General features: G+C 47.3%; 12 protein-coding genes. 4 read left to right on the top strand and 8 right to left on the bottom strand.

Features of this window, described 5'->3' with window-relative positions; translation table 11 throughout:
* Positions 1–129 precede the first annotated feature (129 nt).
* Positions 130–1,446, bottom strand: coding sequence for a xylose isomerase (xylA, locus tag ACDJ59_RS30435; RefSeq protein WP_036606941.1), 1,317 nt, complete (start codon positions 1,444–1,446; stop codon positions 130–132).
* Between the two features lie 198 nt (positions 1,447–1,644).
* Between xylA and ACDJ59_RS30430 the strand changes: the two genes are divergently transcribed.
* Both ACDJ59_RS30430 and ACDJ59_RS30425 read left to right on the top strand, forming a co-directional pair.
* Positions 1,645–2,811: an ROK family protein gene (locus ACDJ59_RS30430; RefSeq protein ID WP_413407186.1), complete on the top strand. Its 1,167-nt coding sequence runs from the start codon at positions 1,645–1,647 to the stop codon at positions 2,809–2,811.
* A 147-nt stretch (positions 2,812–2,958) separates the two neighbouring features.
* Positions 2,959–3,156: a hypothetical protein gene (locus tag ACDJ59_RS30425; protein ID WP_017692236.1), complete on the top strand. Its 198-nt coding sequence runs from the start codon at positions 2,959–2,961 to the stop codon at positions 3,154–3,156.
* A 139-nt stretch (positions 3,157–3,295) separates the two neighbouring features.
* On the opposite strand, the gene ACDJ59_RS30420 is transcribed toward ACDJ59_RS30425, so the two are convergent.
* Positions 3,296–3,526 carry a glutaredoxin family protein gene (locus ACDJ59_RS30420; RefSeq protein WP_036668031.1) on the bottom strand — a complete coding sequence of 77 codons (231 nt, stop codon included), beginning with the start codon at positions 3,524–3,526 and terminating at the stop codon, positions 3,296–3,298.
* Positions 3,527–3,587: 61 nt separating this feature from the next.
* Complete coding sequence (gene trxB / locus ACDJ59_RS30415; RefSeq protein WP_047841589.1) at positions 3,588–4,529, bottom strand: thioredoxin-disulfide reductase; 942 nt, start codon at positions 4,527–4,529, stop codon at positions 3,588–3,590.
* Positions 4,530–4,785: 256 nt separating this feature from the next.
* Between trxB and ACDJ59_RS30410 the strand changes: the two genes are divergently transcribed.
* Positions 4,786–5,517: a ZIP family metal transporter gene (locus ACDJ59_RS30410; RefSeq protein ID WP_036606933.1), complete on the top strand. Its 732-nt coding sequence runs from the start codon at positions 4,786–4,788 to the stop codon at positions 5,515–5,517.
* 123 nt (positions 5,518–5,640) lie between these two features.
* On the opposite strand, the gene ACDJ59_RS30405 is transcribed toward ACDJ59_RS30410, so the two are convergent.
* Together ACDJ59_RS30405 and ACDJ59_RS30400 are read right to left on the bottom strand one after the other, a co-directional pair.
* A complete protein-coding gene (locus ACDJ59_RS30405) occupies positions 5,641–6,450 on the bottom strand; it encodes an alpha/beta fold hydrolase (protein WP_413407185.1) in 810 nt (269 codons plus the stop codon).
* Between the two features lie 132 nt (positions 6,451–6,582).
* The gene (locus ACDJ59_RS30400) at positions 6,583–8,598 is read right to left on the bottom strand and encodes a heavy metal translocating P-type ATPase (RefSeq protein WP_413407184.1); all 2,016 of its coding nucleotides are present in this window, start codon (positions 8,596–8,598) and stop codon (positions 6,583–6,585) included.
* 20 nt (positions 8,599–8,618) lie between these two features.
* Between ACDJ59_RS30400 and ACDJ59_RS30395 the strand changes: the two genes are divergently transcribed.
* The gene (locus ACDJ59_RS30395; RefSeq protein ID WP_413407183.1) at positions 8,619–8,768 is read left to right on the top strand and encodes a hypothetical protein; all 150 of its coding nucleotides are present in this window, start codon (positions 8,619–8,621) and stop codon (positions 8,766–8,768) included.
* Between the two features lie 250 nt (positions 8,769–9,018).
* Here ACDJ59_RS30395 and ACDJ59_RS30390 read toward each other — a convergent pair whose 3' ends face one another.
* The 3 genes from ACDJ59_RS30390 to kduD all read right to left on the bottom strand — a co-directional run bounded on the left by ACDJ59_RS30390 (position 9,019) and on the right by kduD (position 12,200).
* Positions 9,019–10,326 (bottom strand): homocysteine synthase, encoded by a 1,308-nt coding sequence (locus ACDJ59_RS30390; protein WP_036606925.1) that lies wholly within the window; start codon positions 10,324–10,326, stop codon positions 9,019–9,021.
* A 238-nt stretch (positions 10,327–10,564) separates the two neighbouring features.
* On the bottom strand, positions 10,565–11,410 hold the full coding sequence (locus tag ACDJ59_RS30385) for a sugar phosphate isomerase/epimerase family protein (protein WP_221820764.1): 846 nt from the start codon (positions 11,408–11,410) through the stop codon (positions 10,565–10,567).
* Between the two features lie 37 nt (positions 11,411–11,447).
* Positions 11,448–12,200 carry a 2-dehydro-3-deoxy-D-gluconate 5-dehydrogenase KduD gene (gene kduD, locus ACDJ59_RS30380; protein WP_413407182.1) on the bottom strand — a complete coding sequence of 251 codons (753 nt, stop codon included), beginning with the start codon at positions 12,198–12,200 and terminating at the stop codon, positions 11,448–11,450.
* Positions 12,201–12,229: the final 29 nt, after the last annotated feature.

Raw genomic sequence — 12,229 nt, 5'->3', positions numbered from 1 at the left:
CATGCTTGTTCAGGCGTTCCATGGTACAAGCTAATCTTGTGCATAGGCAAGCTTGGATACTAATGTCCAACACATATGAGTTGAGTAACCATCGGTGGTCGACGTACACCAACCCTGCCTAATCCGCTATTAGTCAGCCAGAATGTACTGGTTAAGTTGTGCTCTCAGCAATTCCTGACGTCCGGATTGGTTCTTGCGTGGGCTTTCGTTGTTGAGTGCATACTCAGCAAGGGAAGCCAATGTTGCTTTACCTGCAACCACATCTGCACCAATACCTTCGCTGAAGCTGCTGTAACGTTTTTCGATGAAGTCATCGAACACGCGATCTTCAATCAACTTCGCTGCTACTTTCAGACCTTTTGCATACGTGTCCATTCCTGCGATGTGTGCCAGGAACAGATCGTCAGCTTCGAAGGAACCACGACGTACTTTCGCGTCAAAGTTCACACCACCACGGCCGATACCGCCGTTTTTCAATACTTCATACATTGTCAATGTAGCATCGTACATATCAACCGGGAACTCGTCCGTATCCCAACCGATCAACATATCGCCTTGGTTCGCATCGAGGGAACCGAGCATACCGTTTGTACGAGCAACGCGGATTTCGTGATCGAATGTATGACCAGCCAGTGTAGCATGGTTTGCTTCCAGGTTGAGTTTGAAGTGTTTGTCCAAACCGTATTTTTGCAAGAAAGCAATCGAAGTTGCTGCATCATAATCATATTGGTGTTTCGTTGGCTCTTTTGGTTTAGGCTCGATCAGGAATTGTGCATCAAAGCCAATTTCCTTCGCGTAGTCTACAGCCATGTGGAACATGCGAGCAATGTTGTCTTGCTCCAGTTGCATGTCTGTGTTCAGCAATGTGTCGTAACCTTCACGACCGCCCCAGAATACATAGTTTTCAGCGCCCAGGCGTTTACCGACTTCCAGACCTTTCTTGATCTGTGCTGCTGCGTGAGCATACACGTCTGCGTTGCAAGTGGAAGCTGCACCAAACATGAAGCGTGGGTTCGAGAACATGTTCGCTGTGTTCCAGAGCAGTTTTTTGCCGCTGGATTTCATGTGGTCTTCAATCAGGTCAACGATGGTATCGATGTTGCTGTAGAACTCACGCAGGTTGTTGCCTTCTGGTGCGATATCCACATCGTGGAAACAGAAGAACGGGAGATTCATTTTTTCTAAAAATTCAAATGCCGCTTCCACGCGTACTTTCGCGAGGTCCAGACCCGAGTATTTATCCCACGAACGAACAGCTGTCTCCGCACCGAACGGGTCACTGCCGCCTGCAGTTAATGTATGCCAGTAAGCCATGCCAAAACGGAAATGTTCTTCCATCGATTTGCCGGCTACCACTTCTTCCGGATTATAATGTTTAAAAGCAAAAGGATTCTTGGAATCTTTACCTTCGAATGCAATTTTATTAACGGATTCAAAATAGGCCATGTGTAAAATGCCTCCTCAATAGTTTTAAGAAATCGTTTACACCGTTATCCTATCACATCGAATATACTTTGTCTATTGGTTAAACAAAGTAAAATAAAATTGTTTTTTACATGTTTGTTTACGCTATAATAGTCGAATAACTTGTTTCGGATGTGGGTCAGAACCCTTTTATCAGAAGAATAGGAGTGCCTTAACCATATGAAAATTACCGGAGACCAGATGCTGGTCAAAAAAATAAACAAGTCGATCGTTCTCGATACGATCCGGCGCCATGCCCCTCTTTCTCGCGCACGAGTGTCCGAGGTTACGGGGCTGAACAAAGCAACGGTATCCAACCTGGTTGCTGATCTGATCAGTGATGACTTGGTGCAGGAGATTGGCCCTGGGGAATCCAGCGGCGGACGTAAACCACTCATGCTGCTGTTTCGAGGGACATCAGGCTATGCAGTCGGTTTGGAACTCAGTGTGACCCACTTGAAAGGCCTGCTTACAGATCTGGAAGGACACATCATTACAGAGTACGCAGTGACCTTGAAACATCATGACGTGTCCTCTGTACTGGAGCAATTGAAATTGGCAGCAAAGAAGCTCATTGAAGCAGCTCCTCCTTCCCCTCACGGTGTCATTGGTATTGGCATCGGCGTGCCCGGCATGGTGGATGAGGCAGGAACCGTCCTGTTTGCCCCCAACTTGGGGTGGGAGAAGGTAGCTCTGCGCTCCATGCTTGAAGAAGAATTTGAACTGCCTGTAACGATTGATAATGAAGCCAACGCTGGTGCTCATGGTGAGCTGAATTTTGGGGCAGGTATCGGTGTCCGTCACATGATCTACATCAGTGCAGGCATGGGGATTGGTTCAGGCATCATGGTAGATGGTGAATTATACAAAGGCGCATGGGGATACGCAGGGGAAACAGGCCATATGTCCATTGAAGCGGAAGGTCTTCCCTGTTCCTGCGGAAATCGTGGTTGCTGGGAGTTATATGCATCGGAAAAAGCCTACGAGCACCCAGATCATCAGCTAAAATTACCTGCTCATATCACACGTGAGCTGATTCATTATGCGGAGCAAGGCCACGAGGCTGTTCAGGAATTATACAACACGATTGGACGCAAACTGGGGATTGGTATTACCAATATCGTTAACAGTTTCAACCCGGAACGTATTATCATTGGCGGTCCGCTCTCTGAAGCAGGTCCCTGGATTGAAACAGCGTTAAAACAAGTTGTCGAGGAACGTACATTACCTTATCACCGCCGCAGTTTGCAGATTGAATGGGCAGCTCTGGGCAGCCGTTCCACCCGCGTTGGTGCCGCTTACTCTGCGATATCCCAGTTTTTAGGTAAAATTAGGGTGTCTGTCTAATAACAGATGAAAATTGACATCATTTCGCCCCATTTCCTCCCTTTTTGTTAAAGAAATCCAGATGTATAATGGGGTTATGTGATTTTTGTCATGGCTGTGTGAATAAAGCTGTGTTAATTCCGATAACGAAACGGAGTGAAAAAAAGCGTGACCTACGTGGATACTTCAGATATCTCGGCGCAAATGTTTGTCACCGTACTCCTGTTCCTGATTGTGCTTGCGCCCCTGTTCAGCCTTGGCATACTCCGATTGTTCCAGAGCAAAAAGAAGGCTGGTTTCATGTACATGCTGTCAGGATTGCTGGTGTATGTTGTATTTCAGACTTTCATGAGTATTTTTTTCTAGATAACATTCTGCGTTTGCACAAAAAACCGTACCCTTCCGGGTACGGTTCTTTCTATATCCTAACGGCTCGCGAAAACCGGAATTGCATATGAATCGAAAATTTCTTTCAACACATGATGATTCAGATAATCAGCCTGATTTAAGCGTCCAATGCTTTGGCAAATTGAGTTTTGTTCATACCCAGAATGCGGTGTTCACCAATGACAGTCAATGGCACGGCACGTACACCCATGTCCCATACTTGTTGTGCAAATTCATCGCTAGTTTCGATGTTGCGCTCTTCATATGAAATACCTTTGTCAGCCAGGAACGTTTTTACGGATTTGCAGTTCGGGCAGTTCGTTGATGTATATACAATTACGTTTTCCATGTTTAATTCACCTCATATGGTTTTATATTATCTATAGTTTGGTTGGAATCAGCTCATTCTATTACAGAACAACTGCGCTGTGCTCCAAGCTCTCAATGTACTTCTCTGTGTCCATGGCAGCCATACATCCGCTACCTGCAGCTGTAATCGCTTGTTTGTAACGTGTATCTTGAACGTCACCACATGCGAATACACCTGGGATGTTTGTCTCGGATGTACCTGGTGTAGTCAGGATATATCCATGTTCGTCCGTAGTGATCTGTCCGCCAAGGAAACCAGTGTTTGGTGTGTGACCGATAGCTACGAATACGCCACTTGCCGGAATCACTTCTTCCTCACCTGTTTCGTTGTTTAACACTTTCAGTCCGGTTACGCCGTTGTCGCCAGCAAGTACTTCGAGTGGTGTACGGTTCAAAGCCATTTCTACTTTTTCATTGCTACGTGCACGATCCTGCATGATTTTGGAGCCACGCAGTTCTTCACGACGGTGTACCAACGTTACTTTGGAACCGAAACGGGACAGGAAGCTTGCTTCCTCAAGAGCAGAGTCGCCACCGCCGATGACAATGATTTCTTTGTTACGGAAGAAGAATCCATCACATGTTGCACATGTGCTGACACCGCGGCCTACATTTGTTTCTTCGCCAGGGATACCCAGGTATTTAGCAGTTGCGCCTGTGGACAGGATCAATGTTTCCGATACGAGTTCACCCATACCTTCAACTTGAATCTTGAATGGACGCTCGCTCATGTCGATGTTGTTCACCCAGCCTGTGCGGAATTCGGCACCGAAACGCTCCGCTTGTTTACGCATGTTATCCATCAGTTCAGGACCCATAATACCATCAGGGAAACCTGGGAAGTTCTCCACTTCAGTCGTTGTTGTCAGTTGGCCACCAGGTTGTGGTCCTTCAATAACGAGTGGGTTCAAGTTGGCACGTGCCAAATAGATTGCTGCTGTTAGCCCTGCAGGGCCTGTTCCAATAATAATTGATTTATACATGTATAGTTCCTCCCCCGGGTTCTGCAAAAAGGTTAGACCCTCCGGCATCAAAAGCTTAGGCTTTTGCATACACTAGAACGAAAAGCCTACATCATGTCCACAAGACCTGCCTGTGATATGACAATGGCCCTATGCAGAAACGGAATTCTAATTTATAATCATTCTAATCTGTTGTTCATTATGATCTCTTTTATGTACGGTGTCAATGCTCGGCAGCGATTATGAAGAAGTCTTCATCAGGAGGGAAAATGGAAGCATGAACGATGCACTCATTGGCAGTTTTATATCAGCCATGTCTACCGGCCTAGGGGCCGTACCGATTCTATTTATGCGCAAAATATCGCACCGTCTGCGTGATATCTTGCTGGCATACGCCGCAGGTATTATGACCTCGGCCTCGGTGTATAATCTCATTCCGGAAGCGCTTGGCCAATCGAATCTCTTTGTACTCGCATTTGGTATTATGCTTGGTAGCCTGGTTCTACTGGTGCTAGAGATGAAGATTCCACACGTCGATCTGGAGAATCCCGAGAAAATGCCTTTTAAAATTGAAACCAAAGCCTTCATGATTATTGCAGCCATCACCATGCATAACCTGCCAGAAGGGTTATCCGTTGGCGTTAGCTATGCAAGCTCGGATGAGAACCTGGGCAATCTCATTGCCTTTTCCATTGGATTGCAGAATGCGCCGGAAGGATTTCTGGTGGCCCTTTTCCTAGTAAACCAGAACATTGGCCGCTTCAAAGCGCTGGGTATTGCCACCCTGACCGGAGCGGTAGAGATTATTACAGCTATGATTGGTTACACCTTGAGCAGTCTCGTAGCTGGTCTTGTGCCTTATGGTCTGGCCTTTGCAGCCGGTGCGATGATGTTCATTGTTTATAAGGAACTTATTCCCGAGAGTCACGGCGATGGCAATGCACGTGTGGCGACGATGTCCTTTTTACTCGGGCTCATCACGATGATTGGTCTGACCGAACTGTTTTAATTGAAGACTAAAGAACCCGAGCGAACAGTCCAAGACTGTCGACCGGGTTCTTTGTTTAGCCACAAATGAAGATTCCATGAAATTACTAGGATCGTCTGTCAGAGGTATTATGCCCTCTCCTGATCAGGATTGGATGAAACGAATCAGTTCCGAATTGAATTTTTCCAATTCATCATAGAATGCACCATGACCGCTCTCTTCAAAAGCAATCAGTTGAGACGAAGCGATGCCTTGGTGCATCTGCTCGGCGAACTCAAACGGACAGATCTCATCTTTTTTCCCGTGCAAAATGGCTGTTGGCACCTGAATCGAACTCAGGTCACCTCGCAAGTCCTCATCCCGCAACGCAATTGCACTGCGAATGGTACCATAAGATGAAGCTTCCATGCCGAGGGCGTGGAACCAATCCATGAATGGCTGGCTGTGTTTCTTCGCGAAGAACATGCCACCAAATGTCTCCAGTAACTTCGGACGATCTGCAAAGATTGGCTCAATGATCTGCTCGTTCAGCTGCTCTGGAGTCAATCCATACGGATAACCTTCACGCTGTGTGAACACAGGTGCTGCCGCAGATAACAAGGCCAGCTTGGAGACACCATGTCCCTTATGGCGAGACATGTAATGTACTGCGATCGCTCCACCCATAGAGAATCCTGCGAGTACCGCGTCTTTCAGCTCCAAATCATCAATAACGGCACGAACATCGTCTGCCATGCGATCATAATCATATCCTGTGGAAGGCTTATCCGATAACCCATATCCTCTAAAATCTATCGCGATGGCACGAATGCCATGGTTCGGCAGTACGTTCAATTGGTATTCAAACATTTTATAATTAACAGGCCAGCCGTGCAAAAAGACAACCGGGGTTCCTTCGCCAATATCTTCAACATATACTTTTACATTTGGTTCCACTTGTACATAACGTCCCATAATTCACAGCTCCCTTATTATCGAATCGTCTCTTCGAATCATTACCCGCTGACCCAAGGTTCAAACGTAAGCCGTTCAACCAGCTGCATATTACCAGCGAAACCAATTAGCCATTTTCCTCTTCTAATCTGATTACCGTAGCAGTCTAAGCCCATTCAGTATAACCAGAATTGTACTTCCTTCATGACCTACCACACCCAGAGGCAATGCGACGTCTTGGAGGAAGTTACCCGCAATTAAGGCCAGAATAACGGTGATGGCAAAACACATATTCTGTTTCACCGTACGCTGAGCTCGCCGGGCCTGCCCAATCACCCAAGCGATCTCTTCAATGTTATCGTTCATGAGTACCGCATCAGCGACCTCCAGTGCAGTTCCGCTGCCGGACAATCCCATCCCCATACCCACAGTAGCTGCTGCAAGTGCCGGTGCATCATTGACGCCATCCCCTACCATTAACACAGGACCATACTGTTTGCGGAGCGCTTGGACCTGCTTCACTTTATCTTCAGGCAGCAAATCTGCATAGACCATGCTTACTCCAGTTTCACGGGCAATTACAGAAGCTGATCTGGCCCGATCGCCTGTTAACATCGCAACTTTAACACCCATCGCTTCAAGCTTTTTCACTGCAGCTGCTGCCTGTGGCCGTACCGTGTCCCGCATCGCGATCAGCCCGACTAATTCACCATCAGCCATAACAGCGGATACGGTTTTTCCCTCCCCCTCAAGACGGGAGCATACATCGCCCCACTCAGAAGATATCTTCACATGGTTAGCACCATGTTCATCTGAATCATCAACGTTAGCGTCCTTTATCTTCTCTGACTGTAACGATTCCATTACATTTGTTTTGCCAATACTCCAGACCACATCGTTTACCGTTCCTTCGATGCCCCAGCCTGTTAGAGCCTGTACGTGCTCCGCTTCCTGAAGTGTAATATTCTCTTTGTTCGCCTGATCTACGATGGCACGAGCCAAAGGATGCATCGAGAGGTTCTCAATGGCCGCTACCGCACCTAACAACTTGACTCGATCTACATGTTCAGCCGTAATAATATCGGTGACTTGCGGGGTGCCCATGGTCAATGTACCTGTTTTGTCAAAAGCCACGACCCGCGTGCGAGCCATATTCTCCATATGGGCACCACCCTTGAAGAGAATGCCACGGCGCGCACTGCTGGACATCGCGGACAGTATAACAGGCATGATGGAAGACACCAATGCACAAGGCGAAGCAACCACCAGAAATACCATCGCTTTGTAAAATGCCTCATTCCATGTCCAGGCAAGCAGCAGTGGAGTTCCTGCGATCACAAGTAAGGTCACCCCTACAACAATGTGTGCGTAAATTCCTTCAAACCGCTCCATAAAACGCTGGGAATCCGGCACTTCCGCCTGCGCTTCCTCCACCATTTTAATGATTTTGCCAAACAGTGACCCTTCAGCCGATTTTGTGACCTCTACGTATAAAGCACCCTCCCCGTTTACCGTACCTGCATAGACTTCATCCCCCGCAACTTTGTCCACAGGCAGGGATTCTCCGGTGATGGATGACTGATTGATAAAAGAACTCCCCCGGTACACCACGCCATCCGCAGGAATCAGTTCTCCCGGTTTGACCAACAGGAGATCACCAGGTTGCAGATCATCAATAGCCACGAGGTTCATCTGTCCATCCTCAATACGAAGTGCAGTCTCCGGCTTCAGCGCGAGCAACGATGAGATATCCTTATGACTGCGCTCTGTCGCATAACTTTCCAACGCACCACTGAGTGCAAAAATAAAGATTAGCATCGCGCCTTCATTCCAGTAACCGATGGCTGCTGCCCCAAGGGATGCGGCAATCATCAGAAGGTTTACATCCAGATCACGGTCCTTCACCAGTGTCTCAATACCTTCCTTCGCTTTGGTCCAACCGCCAACGGCATACGCCACAATGTAGAGCATGATGGATAAGGTACCAAAATACGGTGCAGTTCCCCAGGCAATCAGCATTAACAGCCCGCTGCCCAATGCAGATTGCATCTCTTTATTCTGCAACATGGCTCGAAAATCAGGCTTACGTCCCCGGTTTGGGCCTGGTGTTTGGGATAAGCGCTGTTCCGCTTGTTTCTGTCTGTGTAGTGGTTGATGTATCGCATGCATATGAATCACGTTCCTTTCGAATGGTAGGTTTGGGGATGACGAGTCTGCTAAGTTCCGCTCCCAAAAATGAAGTTGTATTGAGAATGAGAGCCATTGTTAATGCCCTAAAAATGACACATGCTGCTGCGGGAATCCCGCAGCAGCATGGTTTTGTGAATGATTTTAAATAATCTCGAATGAGAATGATAATCATTTTTGCGCTTGTGCAATTGTGTTTACTCAATACAACTTTTAATCAGTATATGCCTGTGATCCTCATTTGTAAATGGCCTTTTTTCGATGGATAGTCATAAATGCGTGTTCAAAAGACAAAAAGCCGCTGTCCCGGAGGACAACGGCTTTAACCATCAAATTATATTCAATATGGCCTGTTTATGGCATACCACTTAAGTGATTGTTTACACATCCACTCAATGCCATTTACGCGCCTACACTTGCTCCCTGACTTGCTTTGATGGCTTGCTCCAGATCATAGATAATGTCTTGAATGTTCTCCGTACCCACAGACAGACGAATCAACTCCGGATTAACCCCTGCTGCAGTTTGTTCATCTTCGGTCAACTGCGCGTGAGTTGTACTTGCCGGATGAATAATCAGTGACTTGGAATCGCCCACGTTTGCAAGGTGAGAGAACAGTTTGACACTCTCAATCAACTTGCGACCCGCGTCCGCACCACCTTTGATTCCGAAGGTTAGAATCGCACCCTGCCCTCTTGGAAGATATTTCTGTGCAAGCTCATAAGAACCATGGCTCGGCAGACCTGCATAACTTACCCAAGACACATCCTCATGTTTCTCAAGGAATTCCGCAACCGCAAGGGCATTGCTACTATGACGCTCTACGCGAAGATGTAATGTCTCCAGTCCTTGCAGCAGCAACCATGAGTTGAATGGAGAGATCGTTGCACCCAAGTCACGCAGAAGTTGTACACGAGCTTTGATAATATAAGCAATCGGTCCAACCGCTTCCGTATATACCACACCGTTATAACTGGAGTCCGGCTCCGTCAATCCAGGGAACTTGCCACTTGCTTTCCAGTCAAATTTTCCGCTATCCACGATAACGCCACCAATGGATGTACCATGCCCCCCAATAAATTTCGTTGCAGAGTGCACGACAATATCTGCGCCATGTTCGATTGGACGAAGCAGGTACGGACTTGGGAATGTATTATCCACGATCAAAGGAATCCCATGTTCATGAGCGATAGCTGCCACCGCTTCAATATCCAGTACATTCCCCTTTGGATTACCGATCGTTTCGGCATACAATGCTTTCGTTTTCTCCGTAATCGCAGCCCGGAAATTCTCAGGATCACTGGAATCCACAAATTTTACGTCCAGACCCAGTTTCGGCAAAGTCGTCGAGAACAGATTGTATGTACCTCCATACAAACTCGCCGAAGATACGATCTCATCGCCTGCACCAGCAATATTCAGAAGTGAAAACGTAATGGCTGCCTGACCAGAAGCTGTAGCCAGCGCTCCAGCTCCGCCTTCCAACGCTGCAATCCGTTGCTCAAACACGTCGGTTGTTGGATTCATCAGACGGGTATAGATGTTGCCAAACTCTTTCAAACCAAACAAATTAGCTGCATGCTCGGTGTCCTTGAATCCATAGGATGTTGTCTGATACAAGGGCACAGCTCGTGCGTTGGTGGTTGGATCAATCTCCTGGCCTGCATGAATTGCCAATGTTTCAAATGAAAGCTCACGTTCGTTTGACATAAATCTGAATCCTCCCTCGATATATACGTTCTTTAAGTTCCTGATGTCTTCGCATGGTGGCGTATGTTTTCCATATTCTCTCACAAGATGTCGCATTTGAAAAGACTTATTTCCGATTGTTCCGATAAGAAAAATTAAATATGTACATTATCGATTTCTGTACCAAAAAAACCTTTGCACTCGCAAAGGTTTTTCAGCTACTTTGGCTTCGGTATGCAATACCTCATCCTGGGTTTGGTTAGACCCGAACTGCACTCCATACTTCACGCAAATGTTTGGCCGCAGGTACAGCTTCCTCCGCAGTTACGCCTTCAAGTGAAATATCGATATGTGGCTTATACGTTTTTAGCAATTCAAAAAATAACGGGTAATCCAGTATCCCTGCCCCAGGTACCGGATTGTACTTCTCTCCCTGTGCATCAAAGGCTACATCTTTGGCATGGATCACAATCATGCGCTGATACAGCGATTCCATCACCTCGCGCAAGAAAGCCCCTTGATCTGCTGCATGTGGTTGTTTGATAAGATTACACGGATCGAACAACATTCCCAGATTCGATGAAGGAATCTCTTCAAACAAACGTGTCATATGTTCATGGGTATGAAGGGTGTGGGTGGACACAGGCTCAATCGCCGCATGCACGCCCCATTTCTCCGCTTCCTCAGCCAACTCCTCAACCGTTTCTTTCAGCACACTCCACGCCTTCTCTTCATATCCATCCGGATGTGTATCCTGATAGGTGTCCAAGCCCCCGGTCTCCGTTGCTACCATGCTGCAACCAAAATCCCGGGCATAACGCAGATGCTCCTTGAATCGATCAATGTCCGCACGCCTTGTTACCGGATCAGGGTCAATCGGATTAATATAACAGCCCAGTACCGCAATCTTCACCCCGCGCTGTGCAAATTGATCTCCAATCTCATTCGCTAGCCCTGGGCTCAGCTTGCCATTCGATGAGTCCACATCTGATAATGCTTTGGCCAGCGCCAGCTGTACGGAATTAAATCCGTTATCCGCAATCGTCTGCGCAAGCTGTGCTGTAGGCTGTTTGCCAAATGTATGCGCCAGAATACCAAGTTTCATCTCACTGCCTCCTTATGCTAATCCGATTATCAAGTGATTAACGTGCCATCCAGCCGCCATCGACATTCAGCACATGACCATTCAGATAATCCGAAGCGGCAGATGCCAGAAAGACAACCGGGCCTTTCAGATCTTCAGGTGTTCCCCAGCGCCCCGCAGGAATACGGGCTGTAATATCCCGGTAACGATTCTCGTCCGCACGGATCTGGGTAGTATTATCGGTTTCCATATAACCAGGTGCGATACCGTTAATCTGGATTCCTTTACCTGCCCATTCATTGGCGAGTGCTTTGGTTAAACCGGCAACGCCATGTTTACTGGCTGTATACCCTGGCACGTTGATCCCACCTTGATAGGACAACATGGATGCAATATTAATGATTTTGCCACTTCCGCGTTCAATCATATGTCTGCCTGCCAATTGGCTTAGGAAAAATACAGTGTTCAGGTTCAGACCAATTACATCATGCCAGTCCTGCACTGCATGATCAGCCGCAGGTGTGCGACGAATGATTCCGGCATTATTGACGAGAATGTCAATTCTGCCCTGGAACGCAAGCGCCTGTTCGAACACAGCAGACAACTCATCTTCACGACTTAAATCCGCTTCAATCATATAAGCTTTGCGTCCGAGTGCTTCAATGGCACTTGCCGTTGCCGCAGGTTTGGAATAAGAGACCAGCACCACATCAGCACCTGCTTCTGCCAAACCAATGGCCATCCCTTGTCCAAGTCCTCCCGAGGTACCTGTCACCAGTGCAACTTGTCCGCTTAAATCAAATGGGTTCATGAATGATTCCTCCGCATGGTTTTGATATG

It is taken from the genome of Paenibacillus amylolyticus (genome assembly GCF_047302515.1).
GTDB classification, from domain to species: Bacteria; Bacillota; Bacilli; order Paenibacillales; family Paenibacillaceae; genus Paenibacillus; species Paenibacillus amylolyticus_G.
This window is presented reverse-complemented; position numbering and strand designations above follow the sequence as displayed.